The organism is bacterium SCSIO 12696, assembly GCA_024397955.1.
Classification (GTDB): Bacteria; Pseudomonadota; Gammaproteobacteria; order Pseudomonadales; family Porticoccaceae; genus SCSIO-12696.
The window spans coordinates 2,774,945-2,799,822 of sequence record CP073744.1; the positions used below are offsets into that span (position 1 = coordinate 2,774,945).

The 24,878-nt window shown below is 51.5% G+C and carries 25 protein-coding genes; 12 read left to right on the plus strand and 13 right to left on the minus strand.

All coding sequences use genetic code 11. The features are described from left to right. Complete coding sequence (locus tag KFE80_12830) at positions 1-936, plus strand: FAD-binding protein (protein ID UTW45227.1); 936 nt, start codon at positions 1-3, stop codon at positions 934-936. Between the two features lie 85 nt (positions 937-1,021). On the opposite strand, the gene KFE80_12835 is transcribed toward KFE80_12830, so the two are convergent. Further along, a complete protein-coding gene (locus KFE80_12835; protein ID UTW45228.1) occupies positions 1,022-1,489 on the minus strand; it encodes a DUF4124 domain-containing protein in 468 nt (155 codons plus the stop codon). Positions 1,490-1,655: 166 nt separating this feature from the next. On the opposite strand from KFE80_12835, the gene pssA reads away from it, so the two are divergent. The 10 genes from pssA to KFE80_12885 all read left to right on the plus strand — a co-directional run bounded on the left by pssA (position 1,656) and on the right by KFE80_12885 (position 9,240). Beyond that, on the plus strand, positions 1,656-2,528 hold the full coding sequence (gene pssA, locus KFE80_12840) for a CDP-diacylglycerol--serine O-phosphatidyltransferase (protein ID UTW45229.1): 873 nt from the start codon (positions 1,656-1,658) through the stop codon (positions 2,526-2,528). 264 nt (positions 2,529-2,792) lie between these two features. Further along, positions 2,793-4,352 (plus strand): 2-isopropylmalate synthase, encoded by a 1,560-nt coding sequence (locus KFE80_12845; GenBank protein UTW45230.1) that lies wholly within the window; start codon positions 2,793-2,795, stop codon positions 4,350-4,352. A gap of 29 nt (positions 4,353-4,381) precedes the next feature. Beyond that, the gene (locus tag KFE80_12850) at positions 4,382-5,104 is read left to right on the plus strand and encodes a hypothetical protein (GenBank protein ID UTW45231.1); all 723 of its coding nucleotides are present in this window, start codon (positions 4,382-4,384) and stop codon (positions 5,102-5,104) included. Next, positions 5,101-5,550, plus strand: coding sequence for a ribosomal protein S18-alanine N-acetyltransferase (rimI, locus tag KFE80_12855; protein UTW45232.1), 450 nt, complete (start codon positions 5,101-5,103; stop codon positions 5,548-5,550). The genes KFE80_12850 and rimI overlap by 4 nt, the downstream gene beginning before the upstream one ends. Next, on the plus strand, positions 5,547-5,783 hold the full coding sequence (locus tag KFE80_12860) for a hypothetical protein (GenBank protein UTW45233.1): 237 nt from the start codon (positions 5,547-5,549) through the stop codon (positions 5,781-5,783). The genes rimI and KFE80_12860 overlap by 4 nt, the downstream gene beginning before the upstream one ends. 28 nt (positions 5,784-5,811) lie before the next feature. After that, on the plus strand, positions 5,812-6,264 hold the full coding sequence (locus tag KFE80_12865; GenBank protein ID UTW45234.1) for an NfeD family protein: 453 nt from the start codon (positions 5,812-5,814) through the stop codon (positions 6,262-6,264). A gap of 21 nt (positions 6,265-6,285) precedes the next feature. Beyond that, positions 6,286-7,134: an SPFH/Band 7/PHB domain protein gene (locus KFE80_12870; GenBank protein UTW45235.1), complete on the plus strand. Its 849-nt coding sequence runs from the start codon at positions 6,286-6,288 to the stop codon at positions 7,132-7,134. Positions 7,135-7,408: 274 nt separating this feature from the next. Further along, complete coding sequence (locus KFE80_12875; GenBank protein ID UTW45236.1) at positions 7,409-7,771, plus strand: hypothetical protein; 363 nt, start codon at positions 7,409-7,411, stop codon at positions 7,769-7,771. A gap of 87 nt (positions 7,772-7,858) precedes the next feature. Beyond that, positions 7,859-8,227: a hypothetical protein gene (locus tag KFE80_12880; GenBank protein UTW45237.1), complete on the plus strand. Its 369-nt coding sequence runs from the start codon at positions 7,859-7,861 to the stop codon at positions 8,225-8,227. Between the two features lie 89 nt (positions 8,228-8,316). Beyond that, positions 8,317-9,240 carry a hypothetical protein gene (locus KFE80_12885; GenBank protein ID UTW45238.1) on the plus strand — a complete coding sequence of 308 codons (924 nt, stop codon included), beginning with the start codon at positions 8,317-8,319 and terminating at the stop codon, positions 9,238-9,240. Between the two features lie 31 nt (positions 9,241-9,271). Here KFE80_12885 and KFE80_12890 read toward each other — a convergent pair whose 3' ends face one another. Genes KFE80_12890 through KFE80_12900 form a run of 3 tightly spaced genes read right to left on the minus strand, consistent with a single transcriptional unit; the run spans position 9,272 to position 12,101 of the window. After that, entirely contained in the window at positions 9,272-9,868 is a 597-nt protein-coding gene (locus tag KFE80_12890; protein UTW45239.1) for a hypothetical protein, read from the minus strand. Next, positions 9,861-10,397 carry a sigma-70 family RNA polymerase sigma factor gene (locus KFE80_12895; protein UTW45240.1) on the minus strand — a complete coding sequence of 179 codons (537 nt, stop codon included), beginning with the start codon at positions 10,395-10,397 and terminating at the stop codon, positions 9,861-9,863. The genes KFE80_12890 and KFE80_12895 overlap by 8 nt, the downstream gene beginning before the upstream one ends. A gap of 12 nt (positions 10,398-10,409) precedes the next feature. Next, entirely contained in the window at positions 10,410-12,101 is a 1,692-nt protein-coding gene (locus KFE80_12900; GenBank protein UTW45241.1) for a VWA domain-containing protein, read from the minus strand. Positions 12,102-12,287: 186 nt separating this feature from the next. Here KFE80_12900 and KFE80_12905 point away from each other — a divergent pair, with 186 nt between their 5' ends. Next, positions 12,288-12,632, plus strand: coding sequence for a glycine zipper family protein (locus KFE80_12905; protein ID UTW46734.1), 345 nt, complete (start codon positions 12,288-12,290; stop codon positions 12,630-12,632). Positions 12,633-12,642: 10 nt separating this feature from the next. On the opposite strand, the gene KFE80_12910 is transcribed toward KFE80_12905, so the two are convergent. The 9 genes from KFE80_12910 to KFE80_12950 form a co-directional block, all read right to left on the minus strand. Beyond that, positions 12,643-13,128: a TIGR02281 family clan AA aspartic protease gene (locus tag KFE80_12910; GenBank protein UTW46735.1), complete on the minus strand. Its 486-nt coding sequence runs from the start codon at positions 13,126-13,128 to the stop codon at positions 12,643-12,645. A gap of 77 nt (positions 13,129-13,205) precedes the next feature. Continuing rightward, positions 13,206-13,742 (minus strand): response regulator transcription factor, encoded by a 537-nt coding sequence (locus KFE80_12915; protein ID UTW45242.1) that lies wholly within the window; start codon positions 13,740-13,742, stop codon positions 13,206-13,208. Beyond that, on the minus strand, positions 13,739-15,016 hold the full coding sequence (locus tag KFE80_12920) for a HAMP domain-containing histidine kinase (protein ID UTW45243.1): 1,278 nt from the start codon (positions 15,014-15,016) through the stop codon (positions 13,739-13,741). The genes KFE80_12915 and KFE80_12920 overlap by 4 nt, the downstream gene beginning before the upstream one ends. Before the next feature lie 226 nt (positions 15,017-15,242). Beyond that, positions 15,243-17,297, minus strand: a complete 2,055-nt coding sequence (locus KFE80_12925) for a TonB-dependent receptor (protein UTW45244.1) — start codon at positions 17,295-17,297, stop codon at positions 15,243-15,245. A 121-nt stretch (positions 17,298-17,418) separates the two neighbouring features. Continuing rightward, entirely contained in the window at positions 17,419-20,136 is a 2,718-nt protein-coding gene (locus KFE80_12930; GenBank protein UTW45245.1) for an acyl--CoA ligase, read from the minus strand. Between the two features lie 13 nt (positions 20,137-20,149). Next, on the minus strand, positions 20,150-20,899 hold the full coding sequence (locus KFE80_12935) for a class I SAM-dependent methyltransferase (protein UTW45246.1): 750 nt from the start codon (positions 20,897-20,899) through the stop codon (positions 20,150-20,152). 47 nt (positions 20,900-20,946) lie between these two features. Continuing rightward, positions 20,947-21,762: an iron-containing redox enzyme family protein gene (locus KFE80_12940; GenBank protein ID UTW45247.1), complete on the minus strand. Its 816-nt coding sequence runs from the start codon at positions 21,760-21,762 to the stop codon at positions 20,947-20,949. 147 nt (positions 21,763-21,909) lie between these two features. Beyond that, a complete protein-coding gene (locus KFE80_12945; protein ID UTW45248.1) occupies positions 21,910-22,875 on the minus strand; it encodes a threo-3-hydroxy-L-aspartate ammonia-lyase in 966 nt (321 codons plus the stop codon). Between the two features lie 14 nt (positions 22,876-22,889). Beyond that, positions 22,890-24,860 carry a hypothetical protein gene (locus tag KFE80_12950; GenBank protein ID UTW45249.1) on the minus strand — a complete coding sequence of 657 codons (1,971 nt, stop codon included), beginning with the start codon at positions 24,858-24,860 and terminating at the stop codon, positions 22,890-22,892. Positions 24,861-24,878: the final 18 nt, after the last annotated feature.

A 24,878-nucleotide genomic window follows, 5' to 3' on the forward strand; every position in this document is an offset into this window, starting at 1 on the left:
ATGAGTGTATTGATAATTGCCGAACACGATAACCAAACCTTAAACCCCGCCACCCTCAACACGGTAACCGCGGCCCAGGCCATTGGTGGAGATATCGATTTGCTGGTTGCTGGCAGTGGCTGCGATGCCGTTGCCCAACAGGCCGCGCAAATTGCCGGAGTGAACACCGTTAAAGTGGCCGACAACGGCGCTTACCAGCATCAGCTGGCCGAAAATGTCGCCCCACTGGTGGTGGAGGTTGTTCAAGCTGGCGGCTACAGCCATGTGCTGGCCCCTGCTACCACCACCGGAAAAAACCTGGTGCCTCGGGCAGCAGCCTTGCTGGACGTACAGGCGATTTCCGATATCAGCGCTGTGGACAGCGCTGATACTTTTCAGCGACCTATTTACGCTGGCAACATTATCGCCACGGTGCAAAGTAGCGATGCCATTAAACTGCTGACTGTGCGCGGAACCGCTTTCGATGCAGCGGCCGCCAGTGGTGGCAGCGCCGCAGTAGAGGCAGTGGGCAGTGCCCACGACAGTGGTTTGTCCAGCTTTGTGGGTGAAGAAGTGGCGGAATCCGACCGTCCGGATTTAACCGCAGCCAAAGTGGTGATTTCCGGTGGCCGAGGCATGCAGAATGGTGACAATTTTGACATGCTCTATCGCATCGCCGATAAGCTGGGAGCAGCAGTAGGTGCCTCTCGGGCAGCGGTGGATGCGGGTTTTGTGCCCAACGATATGCAGGTGGGGCAAACCGGGAAAATTGTTGCCCCGGAGCTGTATATTGCCGTCGGTATATCCGGTGCGATCCAGCACTTGGCCGGAATGAAAGACAGCAAAGTGATTGTCGCCATCAACAAAGATGAGGAAGCCCCCATCTTTCAGGTGGCGGACTACGGTTTGGTGGCCGATTTGTTTACCGCCTTGCCGGAGCTGGAAAGCCAGCTTTAACGGCTGCTAACCCAACCGCAAAAAAGGCCCGCAAAATTTGCGGGCCTTTTTTTGCGAAACTGTTTTGGTTAAAAGCGCCGATGCACTAGTCGTCGCAAAATTCTTTAACCTGAGCGTTTGCCTCGTCCATGTACTGCTGCTTCTCGTCATCTGACATCATGCGGCGTTCACCGGTGTCTGGGTCTTCGATGCGTAGGCGTGGGTAATTTTCCAGGTTCCAGAGGTTCTTCTTGGCTTTTTCGCAGTGCTCCGGATTTTTGCGACTGGGCGGCGGCTCAACCGTGGCCGGTGGTGCTACTGTCTCGGTTGGCTGAGGCTGAGGAGTAGCCTGGGTTTGTTGAGTCACCAATTTGTTGTTTTTGGAAACATCCACCGAGCTGCCCTTTTTGCCGTATACCTTTACTTTTTCGGCTTTTTGGCCAGCAGGTGGGTGAGAGGAATAATGGGCAACCCCGTCTTTATCGACCCATTTGTAAATCACCTCCTTGGCTTGGCCGCTAAACGGTAGTACCAACAAGGCGGTGAAAACCCATAGTAGGGAAAGTCTTTTCATTGTTTTGCTCCTTTGCCAACCACCCCATTGTAAGCCACCCATAGGCGCTAAAAAGTGGGCACAGGTCATAAAACGGATTCTTGGTAAGTATATACCAAACTGGGCAATTGGTTGTTTTTGCGGTGTTTTGCCCTATCATAACCCCATAAAGCAAACGGGATTGCCTATGAATCACCAAAGTGACAGTCGCACCAGCGAGCAACCAGCCGCGGCTGATAATGACCAAATTACAGAGTCAGACAGTGCCGCAGCTGATGTGGCTCAGGATATTGAGCAGGCGCTGCCGATTCAGGAGCACGAAGAAGAGGAAACCGTCAACGGCCGCTCTGTGCGCCGCAAAGGTATTTTCCTGCTGCCCAACTTACTCACAACTGGTGCACTGTTTAGCGGCTTTTACGCGATTTTGGCGGGTATGAATGGCCACTTTGAAGTGGCCGCTATCGCCATCTTTGTGGCCATGGTATTCGATGGTCTGGACGGGCGAGTAGCACGATTGACCAACACCCAGAGTGCCTTCGGCGTGGAATACGACAGCCTCTCCGACATGGTGTCTTTTGGTGTGGCGCCGGCGGTGGTGTCGTTTAGCTGGGGTTTGAACCAGCTCGGTAAAGTCGGCTGGGCCATTGCGTTTATTTATGTGTCCTGCGCGGCGCTGCGGCTGGCCCGCTTCAACACCCAGGTGGGCACTGTAGACAGCCGTTATTTTATGGGCTTGGCGAGTCCCCCTGCGGCCGCATTGGTGGCCGCCATGGTGTGGGCGGGTCACGATACCGAGATTGGTGTGGGGCTGGCCCTGGTGGCGGGTATTATCACCGCGTTGGCGGGTGTGCTGATGGTGCTCAATGTGCGTTACCAAAGCTTTAAAGGGCTGGATTTGCGCGGGCGAGTACCATTTGTGATGATCCTGGTGGCCGTGTTCGTGTTTGTGGTGGTGTCTATCGATCCGCCCAAAATACTGCTGCTGATGGGGATTGCCTACGCTGCTTCTGGGCCGATTACTCACATTGTTCAGCGCCTGCGCAAGCAGGGCGGTGGATAGTGTGGAGGATAGTGCTTGCACTGCTGCTGAAAAGCTGATGAAATCGAGCCCATAGTCAACAGCTAGCGAAACCACTGTGAATACATCCGTTGTTCACCATACCAATCGCGCCGGCCAGGTACCTAACCTTGCCGGTCTTGTGCTGTTTCCGCTATTCCTTCTAGGGTAAACGAGTAACACGTCTTTACCCGCACCACCTGTTCCTTCCGGAACATCACGCAACAAGTAGCAACCTGTAACAAGTAACAATTGAGAGAGGCAGCAATGAGTAAGGATCGTTTGGTTATCTTCGATACGACACTGCGCGATGGCGAGCAGAGCCCTGGCGCGTCTATGACAAAAGAAGAAAAACTACAGGTTGCCCGTGCTCTCGAACAACTGGGTGTGGATGTGATTGAAGCGGGCTTTGCCATTGCCAGCCCAGGCGACTTTGACGCTGTGCGCTCTATTGCCGAACTGGTGAAAGACAGTACCGTGTGCAGCCTGTCTCGAGCCGTGCGCGCGGATATCGAGCGTGCCGGCGAAGCGGTAAAAGTGGCTAACTCCGGGCGTATTCATACCTTTATCGCCACCTCGCCTATCCACATGAAATACAAACTGCAAATGGAACCAGACCAGGTGGTTGAACAAGCGGTTAATGCAGTGAAAATGGCCCGCAACCTGATTGGTGATGTGGAATTCTCCCTGGAAGACGCCAGCCGTTCCGAGTTCGACTTTATGTGCCGCATTATCGAAGCGGTTATTGACGCCGGCGCCGGTACCATCAATGTGCCCGATACCGTAGGTTACGGTACCCCGGAAGAATACGGCGAAACCATGGGCCGCCTGATCGAAAATATCCCCAACTCCGACAAGGCGATATTCTCTGTGCACTGTCACAACGATTTGGGCCTGGCGGTAGCCAACTCCTTGGCAGCGGTACACCGCGGTGCTCGCCAGGTAGAGTGCACCATCAATGGCTTGGGTGAGCGCGCCGGTAACGCCTCTCTGGAAGAGCTGGTCATGGCCATTCGCACTCGCCACGATCTGTACCCGGTTGAAACTCGTATTCGCACTGAAAATATTGTGCCAGCTTCAAAACTGGTGTCGTCTATTACCGGTTTCCCGGTACAGCCGAACAAGGCCATTGTGGGTGCCAATGCGTTCTCTCACGAATCCGGCATACACCAGGATGGCATACTCAAGCACCGGGAAACCTACGAGATTATGAAAGCGGAAGATGTTGGCTGGAACACCAACAAGCTGGTGTTGGGTAAACTCTCTGGTCGCGCAGCGTTTTCTTCTCGCTTGGATGAGCTGGGTATTGGTTTTGACAGCAAAGAAGAACTGAACGATGCCTTCGCCCGCTTCAAATTGCTGGCGGACAAAAAGCGGGAAATCTACGATGACGACCTGCGCAAGCTGGTGTCGGAAATGCACAACGATCAGCCCCCGGTCACCACCGATGGGCATGTGTTCAAGCTGGTGAGTATGGATGTGGATTCCCGTATGGGAGAAACCCCCGTTGCCCGCCTTGTTATCAAGGAAGACGGTATCGAGCACGACCTGGAAGGGGAGGGCAATGGCCCGGTGGATGCGGTATTCAAAGCCATCGAGGGTTTGGCCAACAGCGGCTGTGAGCTGGAACTGTACAACGTGAATGCGGTAACCGCCGGTACCGAATCTCAGGCAGAGGTGAAGGTGTCTCTCAACAAGGGTGACCGCAAGGTAAACGGCTCCGGTGCTGATCTGGATATCCTGGTGGCCAGCGCCAAAGCCTATATCAGCGCTCTCAATGCGTTGGGCCGTGAGGAGCGTGTTAACCCACACATTGGTGCCGTATAACGCCACCACTGACGAGTATCAGAGCAGCGATGTTGCGACGGGACTACTACTTAAAAAACCTGGGGATCGTGCAATACGTTCCCCGGGAATTTTGTATCCCGGATACAGTCAGCGAAGAGCCGCAGCCAGCGGTTGTTGAACTGCCCGCTTCTCCGCCAGTATCCAGCAATGCTGCCTCAACCCCTAAAAGGCCGTCGCTGGCGGCTGAGTTGGACACCGAGCCGCCAGTTGTTCGTACCCCTGAAGCTTCGGCCGCTGAAAACCTGCAAGCGGAACAACAACCCTCTGATGATGCCCTGCGCTTTGCCATTTGCCACTGGCTGGTGAACGATACCCTAGTGTTTGCGGCGCTGGAGTACGGTGAAAATCCGCCGCAAAACCAGCATCAATTACTGAGCAATATTCTCCGCGCCATTGGCCGCCTGGAGTCCCCGCTGTCTGAACCGGAAGTGGTGCAGTGGCCGGTCGTGCCCAATGCCCCTGCTGGCGAAAAAGACGCCAAAGCACTGTTTACTTCCCTGCTAAAAGGGCGAGTGCAGCAAAGCGAGAGCCGTTTGGTGCTGGTGATGGGACAGAGCGCCAGCCAGTGGTTGTTGCCTGAAAGCCAGTGGAGTCAGGGTACCTATTCCTATGGCGATGGTGATTGCCAACTGGTGGTGACTCCGGGGCTGGGTGACATGCTCGCGGAGCCCAGTCAAAAGCGCACTACCTGGGGGTTAATCCGCCCATTGGCGGGTACCCTGCCATCGTGAACTCAGCGGTTTCCATCAGGCCCATGGTTGCCGACGACCTGGTTGCCGTGGCCGCCATCGAAACTGGTGTATCTCCCCATCCCTGGCGCTTAACGCAATTCCAGCAAAGCCTTGAAAGCAGTCACCATTGCTGGGTGCTGGAGCTGGATGGTGATATCAGCGGTTATTATCTGTACTCTCTGGTGGTTGGCGAGGCGGAGATTCTGAATATTGCGGTAGCTCCAGAACAACAAGGGCAGGGCTTTGGGCGCAAGTTGCTGGATCACTGTCTGGCTCAAGCAGCGCAAAACGCCCGCATGGTGTTTTTGGAAGTGCGCGCCAGTAATTTCACCGCGATTCACCTATATCTGGATAGCGGCTTTAATCAGATTGGTGAACGTAGAGATTACTACCGTACCGCTGCAGGCAGTGAAGACGCACTGATGATGGCGAGGGAATTTGTATGAGTCGTAAACAAGTGAAGTTGGCCCTTCCCGGCAAATTGTTACTGTTGGACCTGCTGGGGGTGGTGCTTATCGGTGCGGGCCTGTACATGAAATTGACCAAAACACCGGGTAGTCTGCCGGTGCTGCTAATCATTCTTGGCGCCGCCCTGACGCTGCCGCTGATTATTTTTATTGTTAAGCAAGCTGGTAAAAATACCAAAAAAGCTCGTGGTATAAAGGGCATTATTAAATGACATCTGATTGATAAAAAAGGGAGTCACAATGGAGTTTGATCTTGCCTACTGGCACTGGCTGATTTTTGGCATCGTATTGGTGGCCGCAGAAATCTTTTTGCCCAGTTTTACCATTCTCTGGTTTGGCCTTGGCGCTATTGTTGTCGGCTTTATTAAAGCGCTGGTTCCGGAGATGGCGTTTGCTACAGAACTGCTGATTTGGTTGTTGGCTTCCTGCGCTTTTACGGTATTTTGGTTCAAATACTTCAAGCCCAGAATGGCGGATCGCACCACCGCTGGTATCAGTGGCGAAGCGGTTATTGGTGAAACCGGCCATGTGATTCGCGCTCCGGTAGAGGGCAACCGTGGTCAGGTGCGCTTTGCCACGCCGGTGCTGGGCAACGATGAGTGGGAATTTATTTGCGAGCAAGACGTTGAAGTCGGCGATCGGGTATCGATCAGTCGCATTTCCGGGAACACCTTAGTCGTATCCAAAAAATAACCTGAATTGGAGATAGAAAACATGGATTCAATCATTACCCTTGGTATTGGCGTTGTCTTTTTATTTATTGTTTTAACCAGTGGTATAAAAACCGTTCCACAGGGCATGAAATACGTTGTACAGCGGTTGGGCAAATACCATAAGACACTGCCGCCAGGTTTGAATTTTATTGTTCCATTTTTTGATGCGGTGGCCTACAAAGTCACCACCAAAGACATTGTTCTGGATATCCCCTCGCAGGAAGTCATTACCCGCGACAACGCCGTTATCATTGCCAACGCAGTGGCCTATATCAATATCGTCACGCCTGAAAAAGCGGTGTACGGCATTGAGAACTACGAAATTGCCATCCAGACGTTGGTACAAACCTCGTTGCGTTCCATTATCGGCGAAATGGATTTGGACGATGCACTGTCATCCCGCGACCAGATTAAAGCCAAGCTCAAAGGCGCTATCTCCGACGATATTGCCGACTGGGGTATCACCCTGAAAACCGTTGAAATTCAGGACATCAACCCGTCACCAACCATGCAGAAAGCGATGGAAGAACAGGCCGCCGCCGAGCGTGAGCGCCGCGCCACCGTGACCCGTGCAGACGGTGAAAAAGAAGCCGCTATTCTGGAAGCAGATGGCCGCCTGGAAGCCTCCCGCCGCGACGCCAAAGCCAAAGTGGTACTGGCAGAAGCCACCAAGGAAGCGGTGGAGCGAGTTGCCTCTGCGGTACAGGACAAAGAACTGCCGGTGATGTATCTGTTGGGTGATAAATACGTAGATGCTATTCAGGATATGTCGCTATCGGAAAATGCCAAGACTGTGGTACTGCCTGCGGATATTCCAGCGGCGGTTCGGGGGATTATGGGTGGGAGGTAATCACTCATAGGCCAATGTCATCCTCGCGAAGGCGGGGATCCATAAGTCAGTCAGCTGCAAATTATCGGCATGAACATACCCCCGCAACTGCTTGCTGTGACACGCCGTGAATACGTCCATGTAGGCTCGTGGCCAGCATCCCTGCTGGCCACGGTCACAGTAAGCAGTTGCGGAGGCATATCTTGAAGTTTGGGACAAGGGTTGTTTAGATTTCTAAATGTGGATATATCCATATCTAGTCACGCCGTATAAACAGGCTGTTAAGGGTTTCAAGATGGTCGTTGCATTCTGTATTCAGTGTGGACATCAAAAAAGCAGCCCACACCAAAAGTGCCGGTCTTGTGGCTTTAAGGCAGTAAATGAAAATGATGTTGTGAAAAGCGTATGGCTCTCAACACTAAGAACCTTCGATTTAGGCGGTCAAGGAACTGCCGGTGAACCGGAAATATCTAGCCTCAAGGAATTTGCTATGCGCATCAAGGAAGGTGTCGAGCCAAAGTTTCCAGACACCGAGCTAGCCTTATTGCTCAAGCAGTATAAGCAAATTCAGGAAAAAACCATTATCTCGCCGCTTTGGTTTGGGTTGGCTTTTCTACTCATTCCCATAATCGCTATAGTAATGTTCATATGGAGCTAAACACCCTTAACAAGCAGCGGCACCAACGCCCGCAAACGGGCTGGACTCAGCACTGCGTGCTTCGCCGGTGCGCTGGGCGTTAACTCTATGAAAAATACTAAACAATTTTTACTTTTAGTCTTACCAATAAACTTTTCATTAAGTTTGTCTGCTGGTGAGCTAGAGAAAGTTCCTGAAAGGTTCCAAGGAGTTTGGGCCCAAGATAAGAAAAATTGCGGAAAAGTTACTGAAAGCTATTTCGAAATAGCCGAATCCCAGACAAAGGGATGGGAAGGTTATGGTGATATCAAATCGATATACGTATATCAAAACACAACAGCTTTTATATCGCTGTCATCAAGCGAAGGTTCTACTTGGCTAGATACCGATACATTTGAGCTTTCAAGCGATGAACAAGTACTATTTAATAAACAGATTTATCCAAATGTTAAATATTATAAGTGTCCAGAGAATTAACAAGCGGCGGCACCAAAACCCGCAAGCGGGCTGGGCTCAGCACTGCTTGTTTCGCCGGTGCACTGGGCGTTACAAGCTACGAGTAAAAAATGAGATATTGCATTCAAAAATTTGCTCTGGGAAAGCACCCTGAAATCGAACTATCAGAGAATGAGTTTCAAAAGTTACAAAGCGCAAGAGAAAAGCTATCTGCTAGCTTAGGTATCTCTGAAAAGTTTGAGCTAATGTTGCAGAATTTTATCGAACTAGAAAAAGAGTTACTTATTAACTCAGCTGATTTAATTGTGTCTCCGTTTGGTGATTACCCACAAGTTTTTGATTCAAGACTTACACTAAATAGACGGATTGTAAACCTATTAACGTCAACGAAGCTTTACGTCGATCAAGCAACTAAGCACATTCGCCCTTTCTTTGAAGATGAAAGTGAAGTAAAGAAGGAAGTAAAGTCATATTTCAGTGAAGAATACGATAATTCTGAACATTACCGTTTCATGGAAGCTCTACGCAATTATGTTCAGCATGATGGTTTAGCCGTCCATAATTTATCTTATCCGTTTAGGTGGGTAGGTGAAGGCCCAAACAAATTAATGGAGCACAGAACTGAAATATTCTCTAGAAAAAACCTTCTTGAAGAAGATAAAAACTTTAAACGAGCGGTTCTTTCTGAAATGGATGAAAAAGTAGATATTAATGTTTCTGCAAGAGAGTATGTAGGGTGTCTAAAGCGCATACATTTAAAACTACAAAACCTCATTGATAACCAGACAGCTCAAGCTAGAGAACTGTTTCAAAATTATATAAGTGAGTATGAGAGAGTTAATGATCAACAAGTAATTGGCTTGTATGCTCTAGCAAAAGAAAGAGGTGAACCAATCGATAAGATCGTTGATAAATTCAGCATTCAACTTGATTGGGATGATATTCGCGTAAAACTGAACAACAAACATAGATCTTTAGGAAAAATAGAAAAAATGTTTGTCTCAGGGGCACTTGTAACAAGTAAATCCAGGTGACGCCTACGGCATACCTGGTTTAGGCGTTAACCTACTCCTCCCGCCCCTTATAATCATCCACCAACACCGCCAGCTGCTGCTCTGCCGCTTCCAGTTGGCCAGTTTGTAATAAATCAATAATCCCGTCGATTTTGGCCACCATTTCTGGCGATACATCTTCTGTAATCGCTCCTGTCACCACAATTTCTTCTTCGATGGGGGCGGATTCCATCTCAAATAAGCGGTCTGCTTGCCCAGAAGAAATGCGACGGGTACGTTCTGGTCTGGCTCTTTTGGCGGTTAATTCTGCACTCATTGCCTGTGGAGCAATGTCGGCGACTGCGCTGTCTGCTTCTACAGCGGCGGGAGCGTCGGACAGCAGGTAAGTATCCGGTGCCGCAGTAACGCTGGCTTGTTGATAGAGCACTACGTTGAATCCCAGTGATGTCGCCAGCAGCAGGCAGGCGGCTGCGGCGATGGGGGTGCTCCAGCGGCGCCAACCACGGTAGGCGACCACTTTTGCTTTCAGCCTGCTGGCCTGCAGGTCTGCTTGTGCAGCAGCGAGAATTTTTTCGTCCAGCTGTTGGCTGTCCATGGGTTCCTCCCGGCTCTGTTGGTAGAGCCTGGAAATGGTGTTTTCGTCAGGCATCGCAGTACATCTCCATACCTTGTTGCAATTTTTTAATGGCGTATCGCAAACGACTTTTGGCGGCCTCCAGGCTGCAATCAATCATCCCGGCGATTTCGGGCACCGTAAACCCCGCTTCTTCCTTCAGCAGAAACACTTCCCGTTGTTCTGCGGGTAGTGTTTGTAGAACGTGGAGTAACCGCTGTACCTGCTGGCCGTTGGCGGATTCCACGTGTGGGTCAGACTTGGCCGTTAAGGGTTGGTCTTCGTCCCACTCCATCACAGGGGTGCGTTGTTGGCTGCGAAAGTGGTCCAGCATGCGGTTGCGGGCAATGGTGTATAACCAGGTTTTAAACGCAGCAGTAGGGCGGTAGTTAAGACGGGCTTTGATGACCTTCATCCACACATCCTGAAATAATTCTTCCGCCACCGGGTCGCCCACCTGGCGCTTCATAAAACGCAGCAGTGGGCTTTTGTGGCGTAGGTAAAGCTGCTCGAATGCCGAGCCGTCACCGTTTTGCCATGCCTGCATCAGTGCGTGATCGTCCATATAATCTTCCAGTTAGCGTGAAGACAGAGTGGTTGGTGGTTGCAGGGTTTGCGCCATTTTAACCAACTGAATCATCTCTGCGCGATAGCCTTGTGGGTCTTTGCCGCGAGACCCCTGGGCCAAACTCAGTAAGCCATCGTAATTGAATGCCTGCATCCACGGGTTGCCGCGCAACTGTTGGGCAAAAGCCGCCGCCGCAGCACTCCAGCGGAAATTGGTGCTGCTGTTGTTCAAAGGCACAATTTGTTGGCGTTTGATAGCTTGTTGCACCAGTGTGCTCTTTTCCTGGTCTGGCAGTTTGTAACGCAGTTTCAGGTAGGCCAATTCGTCGCTTTTACTATCGGTTTTGGGTGTGTTGCTGTAGCGCAGTGGATCCACGGTGACGGCGTTGCTGCCGGCCAGCACAATTTCGTACAGCGCTGTTACGCTGTGGCCAGCACCAATTTCGCCAGCGTCGATTTTGTCGTTGTTAAAATCTTCCCGTTTTAACAGGCGGCTTTCGTAGCCGATCAAGCGATATTCGGCCACCAGCGGTGAAAATTCAATTTGAATTTTTACGTCTTTGGCAATGGTATACAAGGTGCCACTCAACTGTTCCACCAGTGCTTTGCGGGCTTCCCGGGCGGTGTCGATATAGGCGGCGTTGCCGTTGCCAATTTCCGCCAGCTCGTTCATCAGTGCGTCGTTGTAATTACCAGCGCCAAAGCCCAGAGTGGTCAGCTCAATGCCACTGTCTCGCTGTTCTTTAACCAGTTGTTTCAAAGCATCAATACTGGTGACACCCACATTAAAGTCGCCGTCAGTGGCCAGTATCACCCGGTTGATGCCTTCGGATTTAAACTGTTCTCTGGCCATTTGGTAGGCCAGTTGAATGCCCGCAGCACCGTTGGTGGAGCCTCCAGCCTGGAGCTGGCTGAGCGCGTTGTTAATGGCGTGGCGTTGGTCACCTGCGGTTGGCTTCAGTACCACACCAGAAGAGCCGGCATACACCACGATGCTGACGGTATCGTCTTTGGTCAGCGAGCGATTGAGCAGTTTTAGCGACTGCTTCAGTAAGCCGAGTTTATTGGCGGAGTTCATGGAGCCGGACACATCAACAAGAAATACCAAATTCGCCGCAGGCAATTCAGAGCGATCCATGTGGTACCCCTGTAAACCGATATGCAGCAAATGGCGGCCTTCGGCCCAAGGGCTGGGAGCGACTTCCGCGGTAATGGAGAATGGGGTTTCTCGATTTTGGGGCTGTGGGTATTGGTAGTCGAAGTAGTTGATAAATTCTTCACTGCGAATTGCATCCGCCGGTGGCAGTGTTCCGTTATTGAGAAAGCGGCGAGCGTTGGCGTAGGCGGCGCTGTCCACATCGATACTGAATGTGCTGACCGGTTGTTCGTTGACTATTTTGAAACCATTGGCGTCACGGTGGCGGTAGTTCTCCCGATTTTCCACCACAGGGCCCATTTCGAAAGCTAATGGCAAAGCTCTTTGAAGCCGAGGACTATTGATTGCATTAGAGCGTTTAAAGTTTTCTTGGGCTGAGCTGGCGTCCGCCACCGAAGCCAACACCACGACTTCCTCTTCTATACGGGCTTGGGTATCGGTCTGGTTGGTGGTGCATGCCACCATGGCCAGCAGAGAAAACAGCGTCAGCATGGCTGCCAACGTGCAAATGCCCAGTGTGCGGGAAACAGGTTTTGATGTGCCCATGATCGGTTCCTTGTCGAGTATCTTTCCCTCGTAAACGCTCCTGTTAGAAAAACGGGTTGCTGTCAACGGGCTAATGGATATCGCGTTTCAATGGCCAGACCCTTTTAGAGAAAAAGTTTACAGAAAAAGTTTGGAGAAGCAGTGATGATCAAACGGTTATCCGTGGCGTTGTGCCTGGGGGCAGTACTGTTGCTGGCGGCCTGTGCCAATACGTACCGGGGCTATGGCCACAGTGGCGTTATCATTGATGAGAAAGGCGTCGATATGGCTGCTTTTCACGATGACTTGTCAGACTGCGAACAATACGCCGGGCAGGTGAATAAAGGCGGACGAGTGGCTGGCCGGGCTGCGGAAGGGGCGGTTGTTGGCGGTGCCATCGGCGCTATTTTTGATGGCGGCGACGGTGCGGCAAGAGGTGCGGGAACCGGCGCTATTTTATCCGGTGTAAAAGGTGCGCGTTCTGCGGAGTGGGAAAAGCGTCGGGTGGTGCGCAATTGTTTACGTCACCGTGGGTACAAAATCCTGAATTAATCCATTTTTGCTATTGGCGAATGGTCAGCGTATTGCCTTTCTGAACCAGTTCCAGGTGTTGCAATACGCTCATGCCCAACAGAATTTCGTTTTCTCTCATAAAGGGGTTGATGCTGGCGCGCACGTTGCGCATTTCAATGCCGCCCAAAGTGAATTTATCCAGCGTGGTGCTGTAAACCTGAATGGTGCCATTGGCCGTGGATGCCCGGTAGCTTTGGCCCCGCTGCAAGCCCAGCTTTTTTTCCAGATGACCGGGAATAGACACATCGGTAGCCCCGGTATCCAGCAAGTAGGTAACAGTTTTGTTGTTGATGGTGCCGTTGGCCACGTAGTGCCCCCAGCGGTTGCGCTTTAACACCACCTCAGTATGGCCACCATTGGTTTGGCCGGCAACCTGTTGGTTGGGGTTGTAACGCTCTTCCTCCCAGTTACCAAATACCCAGGTGAGCAGTGCCAGGAGTACCAGCCATCCGGCGTACATCATGCCACGCCCCATGCTCTGGCCGGGTGGTCGATTATTCTGGTCGTGTTTGTGATGATGGTCGGGTTGATTCACAGATTTTTTAGCTCAGGTTATTTTTTTACAGGTCGCTTTTGCAGTTTTCGCTGCAGGGTTCTGCGGTGCATGCCCAGTTGCCGGGCGGTGGCGGAAATATTGTTGCTGTTTTCTGCAAGCACCCGCTGTATGTGCTCCCACTCCAAACGGTCAACGGACGGTGGAGTATCTTCAATCATCGTGCCGGGGTCGCCACTATCAGTGTTAAAGGCATTGATAATGTCCATCAGGCTAGCCGGTTTACACAGGTAATTGACGGCCCCCAGTTTAATGGCTTCAACCGCAGTTGCCACACTGGAATAGCCGGTCAGCATAACCATTTGGCACTGAGGGTGGTGGTGCTTTAGTTCGGTCAACAAGTGCAAACCAGAGGTTTCTGCCAGCTTGAGGTCGAGCACGGCCTTTTGTGGTGGTTTTTGGCGGGCTTGCTCTAATGCCTCTTCAGCACTGTTGGCAACATTTACATGATGACCCCGACGTTGCAAGGATCGGGCGAGAGTCGCAGCAAAGGTGGGGTCGTCATCCACTACCAGCCATGTTTCAGGAGTGCTCATGGTGCAGAAGCCTCTGACAACAGCGGCAGAGTAATGTGGGTAATGGCACCGCCATCCTCGGCGTTGCGCATCAGTACCTGACCGCCAATGCGGCTGAGTGTGGTTTGAGTCAGGAACAGGCCTATGCCCATGCCACTGGCTTTGGAGCTGGTAAACGGCTGGCCCAGTTGTTCTATCTGCTGCTGAGTGAGGCCGGGGCCATAGTCCCGAATACAGATGTTCAGGGTTTGCTGATCCCAGTGGATGTCGATGGTCATTTCCGGGCTAGCGTCGGCGGCGTTATTGAGCACGTTGTGAATGGACTGGGCCACCGTAGCGGGAAAGTGAACCTGTCTGGATGGGCCGCTTGAGTCCAGGTTAATGGTGGCTTTGGCATTGGGGCGCATCACCTGCCAGCGCTCCAGCAGGGTGTTGAGGTAAGTGCGAATATCTTGCACTGACGGTTGGTTGTCTTCGTTAATTTGGGCGGTGCTGACCAGCCTCTGCAGGGTGTCTTTGCACTGTTTGACTTGTGTTTGCAGGGTGCTGATGTCTTCTTGCAGCGGCCCGGTTTGCTGGGCGTGAGCCAGGTCGTCGAGTAACAGCTGCATGGTGTTGAGTGGGGTGCCTAATTCATGGGCTGTACCCGCCGCCAAGGTGGCCACTGCCATCACCTGGTCATTGCGCAATTCGTCTTCTCGCAAACGATTGGCCTCCGCCTCCTGGCGGCGCAGATCTGCTGCCATTTGGGTAACAAACAGGGTAATCAGCCCGGCGCTAACGGCAAAGTTGGCCCACATGCCCACCAAGTGCAAGTTGCCACCACCGCCGCCGTGATGGTGGTGCGGTGACAGAGCCGCGACGGGCTGATGGTAGTAAAACAAAGCGCTGTATGCCGCCAGGGATAAGAGCGCGATTACCCAGCTATAGCTTCTTGGCAGGGTGGCGGCCGCGATACAGATGGGCACCAGGTAGTAGGACACAAACGGGTTGTTGGCGCCGCCGCTGAAATACAGCAAGGCAGAGAAGAACGCGATGTCGGACAGCAAGTGCGCAAAAAATTCCTTTTCGGTAATCGCAACTCGCCAGTGACTGCGCCATATGCTAATGCCTAAAACGGCGCTGTAGAGCAATAAAATCGTCGCCAGGATTTCACCGGGTAAGCCAATATCGCTGGCGACCCAAAAAAAATACAGTGCCAGGAATTGCCCCGCGATAGCGAAGGTTCGCAGCAAATTAAGGCGCTTTAAATTGCGCCGTATGACGGCGCTGGTGGTGGGGGGCAAAACAGACATTATCTTACGGGCACCTCCAAAAATGCACTATTTCCGCGATAGCTGTGTTGGCAGTGTACTCGGCTCCTCATGTATGCCTTATACACTGCGGACCTCCGTGCACTGCCGCCTTGCTCTCACGAAAATATCACTATTTTTAGAGGTGCCCTTATGTTACCTGTGGATAAAAAAAAGGAAAGCCAAAGGCTTTCCCAAACAACAGAAGAAGTATCAGAAGAGTGTGGGCTTATAAGCTCAGCTGTATCGCCAAATAAATATCTCGACCAGTACCAAACAGTCGCTCGCCCACGGGAACATCGCTGTTGCCGTTGCGGTTATAGCCGCCCAGGTGTTCCTGGTAGGCTTTATCGAACAAGTTGCCAATGCCACCAGAGAGTTGTAAAGACTCACTCAATGCGTATTGAGCGCGCAGGTTAATCAGCCCATAGCCGGGTGTTGTCTGCTCATCATTAAACTGAGAAACATCGTTTTGGACAGCGTAGGTGACAGATTCAATGGCAACGTTTAGAGCTTTCTGTTGATAGCTCAGTGCTACGCGGTGGTTGAGAGGGGCAACCCGGTACAGGTTATCGTCAATCGCATCGGTGCGTTTGCCTTGTACGTAGCTAAGGCTGCCATCAATACGCCAGTGCTTGCTCAGGGTAAAACCGTAACCGGCATCAATACCGTACAACTCTGCATCCACGTTGTTGAATTGCAGTGCCGGCGCGCCGCTTAAAACAGTGGATACCATGTTGGCCACCGGGTTGGTAGCGGCAGTGCCCTGAATGTAATCATCTACCCTGCGATAAAACACCTGTGGTGTGAAATAGTGGCTGCCGGTATTCCAGTTAAGGCCCAGCGTAATTTCGTGGTTTTGTTCTTCGCGCAGCTCCAGATTGCCAATGTAGCTACGGCCGTCTGCGAGGCCACCGGTAATCGGTAACGGTGCCCACAAAAACAGTTCCTGATAAGAGGGGGCGCGGTGTTTTTGCCCCAAGCCCAGCTCCACCGTGTAGGTGCTGCTCAAGCGGTAACTGCCTTTAGCCACCCAATCCAGGTAGTTAAAGCTCAAATCCCGGTCATTGCTGTTAAACCCCTGCGCCAGGCCAATAACCGGTGGCGGCACCGCAACTGCTGCTACGTTGTCAGCACTGGCGTCCACCCGGTTATAGCGTAACCCAGCTTCCAGGGCCCAACTGCCATGGTCGCGATTCCACTGAGCGAACAGACCGTCCACATCCCGTTGAATATTGTTGAAATTGCGAATCAGAAAAACGCTGTTGTTGGGGTTAAAGATATCGCTGTCCTGGGTACTGCGACTGGCATCCGCTCCCAATTGCAAAACCCCTTGAGCCACAGCCGTAGAACCACTGAGGCCAAAGGACTGGTGATCTGCTTGCACATCAATAGAGCGAAACATCATCGGTGAAGCTGGTGCCTGTCGCTGGCTGAAATTATCCATGCCATGGTCGACATCGCTGATGTGTGCGTAGGTGTTCAGATGCCAGTCACCCAGGGCAACGGTAATATCAAAGCCCGCAAGGTCGGTATCAATAAAATTAATGTCCATGGGCAACGCCGGGGTACCGGTATCATCGGTATTGTTGCGGCCTACATAAAACGATGCGTTGACGTTTTCGCTGCGAAACCCGTAGCTGAGGTCGTAGCGTTCGCGATCAAACTGGGTGCCGGCCAATGTGCCCCCGGCAAATTCGCTGTTGTTGCCGTTGTCGCGGCTGGCCAGCAGGGCAAATTTGTGATGACGGTTGGCCAAATGGCCCTGAATGGCGGTGCTGTGGCCATTATTGATGGACTGATAACGGCTGGCCAGTTGGCCGTGGCTTTCAAATTCAACGCTTGAACCAAACTCGCCCCGATCCAGTTGCGCATTGATTTGCCCGCCCAGAGATTCCTGGCTGCTGTTTACCGGTGCGATTCCACGGGTAACGGACAATTGTTTGAGCAACAGGGAAGGTGCGTAGGAGAGCGGTGCATCCATGGCATTGGGGCCACCGCTGAATACAGCAGCACCATCCAAGCGCACCGCTACCCGGTCACCGGATAAGCCACGGTACTGAGCAATGCCCGATAGCGAGCCAATACTGTTGACGTTGGCGCCGGGCACGCCTCTTAGCAACTGCCCGGCATCAGCCAGAGATTGCTGCTCGATATTCGCCAGCAGGTCGCCCTGTGAGTTTTGTTTGTCGCTGACCACAATTTCTTCCAGATGGTCAGCCCATGTGGCTTGGGCAGTAAATAGCCCAATCGCTGTCGCTAACAGGTTTGTTGGGGATTTCATGGTGGCTCTCAAAGGACAAACGCAATCAATAATTGCGCTGCATAGTAGCCAGCCAGGGCGTGGTTGGGTATGCGACATAATGTCGCAGGGGCGGCTTGGTAGTGTAGTGGCTTTTTGCCGCTTATCTCATTCTTTGCAGCTTTGCTTCCGGGTAGCTCAGCGTTGAATGTTCAGATACGGCATTTTCGGGGCTGTCGGCAAATATGGTCTGCTCAAGAAACCCTTTTAACTTATGCAGAGTCAGCAAGTCATCCAGAATCGTATGGCTGATCTTGCGCTGGTCTATTTTAAGAATCAGATAAATCCCACCAAACAAAGAACGCATGAGCTTGGCGCAATGGCGGTCACGCATTCGTCCGGCGCTGTAGCTGTATATCACTTTGGTTTGCTTGTGTTTACGCTTGCGCATGCCCTTATGGATAGCGGAAAAGCGCTTGACGATTTTTAAGGGGTGGCGGTGGTAGCGGTGAAAACGAGCACCCAGGCTGACCGCCATTTCTGCGTTCAGGCGATTGGCCAGCAAAACCGCAATGGGGGCACCAGCGCTGCAACCTACGGTGCGTATGCTTTTGTAGTTCTGAATTAAATCCAGGTTCGCCAGAAAATCGACAATGTCCAAGGTGTTGTTGCCAATGAGCGGAACCCCAAAATCAAAACCGTCCGGACTGAATGCACCTACCGACAACAGATCAAAATTGCTGGCATCGGTGTGTTGCATCAGTACGGTATTGGGAATCATCATTTGCCGCGAGCGGGCGATGGAGAAACAAATCACCAGGGTTTTATCTGATGGCACACCGGGCCCAGTGAAGTGGGTCAGCATCGGTTTGATTTTTTTCGATACAAAGGGCTCTGGCGTCTGCTTGCCACTTGTTGCCATCATTTGCTGTAGGGATTCCAGCCAGCTCTCAAATACGATATGGAATTTTTGTTCCGTGTCTTTTGGAAAAAGTTGCTGGCTGCTGTGCCATTGGCTCAGGCAGGTCAGTTCCAATGGGGTCAGCCGATACTCAAAGCTGGCCAGTGCCCGGTTCAGGTGCGCTACAGTGCCGCATGTGTGAAATACCCGCCTGAAGAAGGTAACGATATAGGGCACTTCTGTTTGATCGGGAAGGCTGTGATCTGAAGCCGCTGATTCTTTGGCGACAAGTGATTGGTCTTGCGGTGACAGGACAACTGCAACCAGCTCATTAAGGGAATTCAAGCGGGCAAATTGCGGCGGCATAATGATTCGATCGTAATTCGCTTCCAGCATCACCAGCAGGTTCATTTGCGCGATTGAATCCATGTGTATATCGCGCAGACGAATATCCCTGCTGCCGCTTTCAAACCCCTGTATTATCTCCGCTTTAACACCATCTAATACCTCAGAATTGTACAGGTTTTGCACAATGGCGGTTCTGACCTCATCGCCTTTAACAGAGACTTTTTGGGCTGCAAGGCGGGATATCTTCCCCGATGAATTGCGCGGGATTTCATCCACGGGCATAAACTGCTGCGGGCAGCGCAGCCCGAGTTTTGAGTGGGCAAATTTCTTTAATTTGGCCAGCTCATTCTGATGAGGCTTTGCCCCCTTGAAAGCCACCAGAGCGATGGGGATATTGCCGTGCTGGCTGGAGGGTTTGGGGATAACAGCAGCATCTGCAACCGCCGGATGCTGACAGAGAAGGGCCTCTATATCTTGCGGGTAGATATTGATGCTGTTAAAGACAAACATATCGTCGGCACGGCCGCACAGGTAAAGGCGCTGCTGCTCGTCGAGGTAGCCAATATCGCCGGTGTAAAACCAATTATCCACCAGGCTGGATTCGGTCAATTCCGGTTTGCCCCTATAACCGCGAAACATGCCTTTGCAGCGGATGGCAATTTCGCCTTTTTCGCCAGCGGGCAAGCGCTGTCTATCCGCTGTGACAATGTTTATTTCAATGCCTGGCAGGGCTTGGCCAACGCTGTCTTTAGCCCCTGTGTCGCTGGGGTCGGTAAAACAAATGGCCCCGGTTTCGGTGGTGCCGTAGCCCGCTTGTAGATTCCGGGTGATACCTTGGCGCAGTGTTTCCCTTAACCTCTGATTGGCGTGAGAGCCGCCCAGCTTCAAGCGTATGTGAGACAGTGTGGAAATACTGTCTTTGGCCAGCAGTTGCTGAGCCTGAAACACCGAAACGTGAATAACCCCCACATCCAGTTGCTGGCAACGCTCAATAAAATGTTCGTCGTTGGCATCGACAAAAATATTGGTTGCCCCCTGAGCCAGGCAATAGAGCCGATGGCGCTTGGCAAAGTTGTGTTCCACCGATGCCAGGCAGATAAAGCGCTCGCTGGAATCGTCGATATGCCGGTGGGCCTGGGCAACCAGATCTGAGGCATGGTGGATCACCAGTTTGGGTTCGCCCGTCGTGCCGGAGGAGGAAAACAGAAAACGGGAATCTGTGCACGGTGCGCTCAGGTTTTTTGGCTGTTGCTGATCTGTTGCCAGGCCGAGATCAATGACCTCGCCTTTATCCAGAATATGGCTAACCCCCAAACGAGTAGCCAACGCTTCCCGGGCTGGTTCAGGTTCATAACTGGGGATGGTGCAGGAGGTTGCGCCCAGCTGGCTGACGGCCAAACACAGTAGAATATGGCGGGTATCGTCAGCGCACTGGATACCTACGGTGGCATCTTTATCAATGCCCAGTTCACTGAGCTTGTCTGCTTGCAGGCAAACAAGCCTGGCCAGCTGGGCATAGGTCAGGGAGATATCAGCAGCGACGATGACTTGTTGTCGAGGTGTTTCCCGTGCAAAGCAATAGAGGCGATCAAGTAACGATTGTTCACTTGACGGGGCGGTAGCTGCTTCCATTACTAGACTTTCGTTATTTCGAGACTTTAAACAGCAGGTGCAATGGCTGGTTAACCAGTGGCGCAAAAAACTCAGGATCTGTCTGCGCGAGTTCCGGGGTTACGGTTAATTCCTCAAGCTCCGGCATGGAATCAAAACCCGCCTGGCGAAGCCCGCTAAAATAATCCGCAAAGGTTTTGTGTACACATTGCACATGCAGGGAGCCACCTTCTCGCTTCCAGATTTCCCCTTCGAATTGCTGGTTAACATCGGCAAAGTAGTTTTTTCCCTGGGAGGAAAAGTAAAACGGTGCTGACTCTTCGGGCCGAACAAAGGGGAAGAAAGGGTGGGGTACCGTAAAGATAAACTGCCCGCCCGGGGCAATGGCTTGATAGGCTGTTGCCATGACCTTGTGCATGGCCTCCACGGTAAGGTAGTTAAACAGAAAAACCGCAATGCAAAGGTCAAACTGACGTTCGGGTTTAAAGCCGGTGACGTCGCAACTGACATACTCGATGCCATATTGATCTTGCTGTTCCTGCTGCCGGGCAATTTCAATCATTTGGGAAGACAGGTCTACGCCCAAATAATCTCCCGCTCCACGGCGCTTTAATTCCCGAGCGCAATAACCTTCGCCGCAGCCCAGGTCCAATACGGAACGACCGGCGAGGTCGTCGCCACAGGCGTCAAATACCAGAGGACGGGCGGTCAAATCGTACAGGGAGCTGGGGGTGGTGCGCAACCACTTGTCTGCGTTCTGGTTGTAAACGGTTTTTGTATCCAACTTTTGATACCAACTTTCTTTTAGTTCGACAGATTTTGACAGCAGTCTTACGCCAATGCGGGTTCTTCGGGCAGCGGCGCTTGCTGGCTTTTTCCCAATATGGCGTCCCAAAAAGTTGCTCTCAGTGCCAGCGCTTGTCTGACTCCGTACTCAATTTGTTCAGCGGCACCCGGTTCTCTTAACAGGTCGGATGTTATGCGGGTAATTTGTTCCGCGTGTTCGTCATCGCACTCGCTGTGCAAATCAAAGAACACATGCTCTTCGGGTTGCAGATGGGTGTGCTCCTTTATCCCCTGCAATATTTGTCGATAAATGGCTGAGACAATAAATTCTGTGCCAATACCGATTGCGCCGATACCCACATACTGGTTGGTTTCGCACAGTTGTAAAAACTGTTTTGCCCAATCAGCTCCCGCCGGGAAGGGCGGTGATTGCTCCGAATAGGCCTCATCGACCCCGATGGCTTTTTGGAAGCGCTGAAAGAGTTTTTTGTGGGGTTGGTCGGCGATGGTGGCCAGCAATTCTGGCGGCAAATCAACGTCGTGTGCGTTACCCAGCTCTTCTTCCAGATTCTCAATCAGAATGGCCTTGTGGCTGTTATTGGTGGTGTTTTTGATAACCGCCGACACATACCGGGTGAACTGGGCAGTGTAATGGCCATACTGGCAGGCAAAGGTTTTTAACGCCCCTTGCATATCCGCAAAGTCGCCATTGGCAATGGCTTTCAGATATGGGTGTTTGACCGCCATGGATTCCAGCGCTTCAGCCTGAAGCCGTTGAATAAAGTCCCTGTTAATTTCCTTGGAATGGCCGGTGCTTGCAGCGACAGACAGCTGTTCACAGGTACTGTAATCGGTGTTCATTTCGGCTCGATACACGGTAGTTGGGTGGCTGTGGGACCTCTTAATTTGGGCGCCATTGTATTTTACCCAATAGCCACAGGCCAGAAGAATGGAGACTGCAAAACATGAGCTCGGTCACACCTGTCTAAATCAAGGTGTTGCTTGCATTCAATGACCCATGAGTAATTTCGCGTACCGCACCATATCCACATTGCCACCGCTGATAATCACGCCCACCCGTTTGCCACTGAGGTTGTGTTTGCGTGCGGCTGCCAAACTCAGGCAGCCAGTGGGTTCCACCACCATTTTCATGCGTTCGGCGTAAAAGCTCATGGCATCCACCAGCTCATCGTCGCTGACCGTGACAATGTCGCTCACGTAGCGCTGAATGATCGGAAATGTGTATTCCCCCAAGTGCTGGGTTTGGGCACCATCGGTAATGGTTTTGGGGGTGTCGATACGGACAATATGGCCGCTTCGCAGTGATTGTTGGCCGTCGTTGCCCGCTTCTGGCTCTACGCCGTAGATGACACACTCTGGTGAAAGCTGGTTGGCAACCAGTGCTGAACCTGCCAATAAGCCACCACCGCCCAGGCAAACAAACAGGGCATCCAGCTCGCCCACTTCCTCAAACAGCTCTTTGGCTGCGGTTCCTTGGCCAGCGATAATCCACGGATGGTCGTAGGGGGGAATCAACGTCAACCCTTGTTGTTGGGCCAGCTGCTGGCTAATTTGCTGCCTGTCTTCCGTGTAGCGGTTGTATGTCACCACCGTAGCGCCATAGCCACGGGTGGCGGCTATCTTACTGGCGGGTGCATCTTCGGGCATCACAATAGTCGCTGGGATGCCTAATAGCTGCCCGGATAGGGCGATGGCCTGAGCGTGATTGCCCGACGAAAACGCCACCACACCAGCAGCTTTCTGTTCGGGGCTCAGCTGCAAAAGAGCATTAATAGCGCCGCGAAATTTAAACGCCCCGATTCGCTGAAAATTTTCGCACTTGAAGTAGACCTCTGCACCTATCAAATCGTTGGCCGTTCGAGAGGTCATTACCGGGGTTTTGTGGGCGAAGCCTGCAATATTTTCAGCTGCGGTAGCTACGTCATCATATGTAGGTGATGGTAATTGAATCATTGTGTAATAACCTTTTAGGCAGGCTCAGCTTCCTTGACCTCATAGATCTCCAACCAATCGGCAACCTCCTTGGTAGTGACAGCAGCGGTGTCGTATAGCAGTGTAGCCAGCTGCTGAGATGACATGTCTGACTTTGCGTTCGCTAAACGATTACATTGCATGGCTAAAAAGGGTTTTATGGTTAGAGAGCGTTGAGCGGATATATCGAACTCGGCGTGGTTTCGAATAACAAATGCTGCTGTCGCGAGTATCGGAAATATTGCCGTTGCCAAGCCGAAAAATTCGATAAGGAAATATGGTATTTTAAAACACAATATGAGCTTAAGCAGCTTGAACAATACGATTCCAACGGTTGCAAAAAAAAGCGCCAAACTAAAATGACCCAGTCTGCTGCCAATAACTTGCATAATGGCGGCGTTGTTAGTGTGATAATCGAGCTGACCTTTGATCCAAGTTTGGCCTACCAGATTGCTTATATCCTGTACTGAGCTCTGCGTAAGCCGACAGTTGCTAAAACCTGTGTGGCGTATCAGTATTTCAATATAAATATACAGCCAGCCCCGCCCAACCCTGTTGTGACCAATTAACTCTCTGTCCAGGTATTCCCGTGTATCCCGCAGGTTAGTGAGGGAATACGTTTTGCCCAGCTGAATCAAATAGTACATGGGCCGTATGCTTTCACTGAGGAATCGATATTCGAGCCATCTGCAGTGATAATCATTGTGATGATCGCGACGGTATAGCCAGTAAATGCTGCCCAGTAAAAACAGTTTAGTGCTCACCAAAATCAACACCAGGGTTTCATTTTCTTTAAACGACAAAGACAGGGCGGCGAGTATCAAAGCCGCAGCCCCGAGAAGGTAGATCAATAAAAACGTACTTCGGTGTAAGTTGCTGTAGTAATTGGCCAGCCGATCCGCTCGTAAGTAGGCGGCGTAGAAGTAGTGGACACTGGGCCCTTGATCCAGCAGCCGAACGCTTTTAGTGTTTTCCGTATTGTTGGTTTTGGGGGCCAGCGCTTTTTTGAATCTGGAAAAAGCGTTACTAAATAGGCCTTCGTTACTCGTATTGAGCTCTATAGGCCCGGAATTATCAAAATCTATCGTACTGTCGCTTTTTGTAAGTAGTGAGCCTCCGTTAAAGCGCTTGAAGCGATCGTATATTCGTTGTTTGCGTTCGTTGACTTTATCAGCAGTATCGTCACGCTGCCCGTAAAAAATGTCTTCAAATAAAAGTAAGCGACGAAGTTCCTTCAGCAAAGCGTTATCAGAAAAAGGTATTGATTCAGAGTCATGGCCAAAATTTTTGGAGGGTAATAAGGTCACAGACTGATTTTCAGTAGAGATCCAGATGACTGGAATTCCACTTGTTTGGGCCTGTTGAACAACTTCAGCGGTGATGCTGTCGCCTCTATCGTAGGCGGCAATGAGTATGTCGCTGTGCTCAGTCAGTACTTTGCCGCACTGGCGGTATGCCTGCCGTCTTTGGGTGGGATCGCCATCAAGTTCAATGACCTGGCCATTCTCTTTTCCATAGTCGGCTGTTTCCAACAGATTTTCATATTCCTTAACAGTTCCATTGGTTTGATCTGAAACGCTATTGGTCGGTGAGAAGTCCTTGGCATACTCCTCTTTTGAGAACGGCAGTATGCATGCCAGCTGGTGGTCAAAATTAACAAGTTTTGTTTGCAAGCATAGGCGGTCAGCACCCTCTGCCAAAGAACTGATTAGTCGAAATACAGGCTTAGAACTTTTTTGGTATAGGCTGCATGCATCGGGAGTGTTTGCTAAATCAGATGATATTTTGTAAATGGATGCATAAATACTTTTCAATTGAGACCGCATCCACTGCATCTGTTCCGAATCGTCGTCAGGCAGTTTTCTGTGTCCGGCGAGACCAATGCGTAAAGTCATTGGCATCAATGGATTATTGATCATACTTGTGTAAATATTATCGACCGTATCTAAAGGTTTGCTTGTGTCCATGTGCGCAGGCTCGCTATC

Excerpts from the sequence above, each read along its gene's own strand:
- KFE80_12830 (UTW45227.1), top strand. The coding sequence starts at position 1 with ATGAGTGTATTGATAATTGCCGAACACGATAACCAAACCTTAAACCCC.
- KFE80_12925 (UTW45244.1), bottom strand. The coding sequence starts at position 17,297 with ATGAAATCCCCAACAAACCTGTTAGCGACAGCGATTGGGCTATTTACT.
- KFE80_12860 (UTW45233.1), top strand. The coding sequence starts at position 5,547 with ATGAGTCGTAAACAAGTGAAGTTGGCCCTTCCCGGCAAATTGTTACTG.
- KFE80_12895 (UTW45240.1), bottom strand. The coding sequence starts at position 10,397 with ATGGACGATCACGCACTGATGCAGGCATGGCAAAACGGTGACGGCTCG.
- KFE80_12835 (UTW45228.1), bottom strand. The coding sequence starts at position 1,489 with ATGAAAAGACTTTCCCTACTATGGGTTTTCACCGCCTTGTTGGTACTA.
- KFE80_12930 (UTW45245.1), bottom strand. The coding sequence starts at position 20,136 with ATGGAAGCAGCTACCGCCCCGTCAAGTGAACAATCGTTACTTGATCGC.
- KFE80_12945 (UTW45248.1), bottom strand. The coding sequence starts at position 22,875 with ATGATTCAATTACCATCACCTACATATGATGACGTAGCTACCGCAGCT.
- KFE80_12940 (UTW45247.1), bottom strand. The coding sequence starts at position 21,762 with ATGAACACCGATTACAGTACCTGTGAACAGCTGTCTGTCGCTGCAAGC.
- KFE80_12885 (UTW45238.1), top strand. The coding sequence starts at position 8,317 with ATGAGATATTGCATTCAAAAATTTGCTCTGGGAAAGCACCCTGAAATC.
- KFE80_12865 (UTW45234.1), top strand. The coding sequence starts at position 5,812 with ATGGAGTTTGATCTTGCCTACTGGCACTGGCTGATTTTTGGCATCGTA.
- KFE80_12900 (UTW45241.1), bottom strand. The coding sequence starts at position 12,101 with ATGGGCACATCAAAACCTGTTTCCCGCACACTGGGCATTTGCACGTTG.
- KFE80_12890 (UTW45239.1), bottom strand. The coding sequence starts at position 9,868 with ATGCCTGACGAAAACACCATTTCCAGGCTCTACCAACAGAGCCGGGAG.
- KFE80_12850 (UTW45231.1), top strand. The coding sequence starts at position 4,382 with ATGTTGCGACGGGACTACTACTTAAAAAACCTGGGGATCGTGCAATAC.
- KFE80_12910 (UTW46735.1), bottom strand. The coding sequence starts at position 13,128 with ATGGGGCGTGGCATGATGTACGCCGGATGGCTGGTACTCCTGGCACTG.
- KFE80_12845 (UTW45230.1), top strand. The coding sequence starts at position 2,793 with ATGAGTAAGGATCGTTTGGTTATCTTCGATACGACACTGCGCGATGGC.
- KFE80_12920 (UTW45243.1), bottom strand. The coding sequence starts at position 15,016 with ATGTCTGTTTTGCCCCCCACCACCAGCGCCGTCATACGGCGCAATTTA.
- pssA (UTW45229.1), top strand. The coding sequence starts at position 1,656 with ATGAATCACCAAAGTGACAGTCGCACCAGCGAGCAACCAGCCGCGGCT.
- KFE80_12870 (UTW45235.1), top strand. The coding sequence starts at position 6,286 with ATGGATTCAATCATTACCCTTGGTATTGGCGTTGTCTTTTTATTTATT.
- KFE80_12915 (UTW45242.1), bottom strand. The coding sequence starts at position 13,742 with ATGAGCACTCCTGAAACATGGCTGGTAGTGGATGACGACCCCACCTTT.
- KFE80_12880 (UTW45237.1), top strand. The coding sequence starts at position 7,859 with ATGAAAAATACTAAACAATTTTTACTTTTAGTCTTACCAATAAACTTT.
- KFE80_12875 (UTW45236.1), top strand. The coding sequence starts at position 7,409 with ATGGTCGTTGCATTCTGTATTCAGTGTGGACATCAAAAAAGCAGCCCA.
- KFE80_12950 (UTW45249.1), bottom strand. The coding sequence starts at position 24,860 with ATGGACACAAGCAAACCTTTAGATACGGTCGATAATATTTACACAAGT.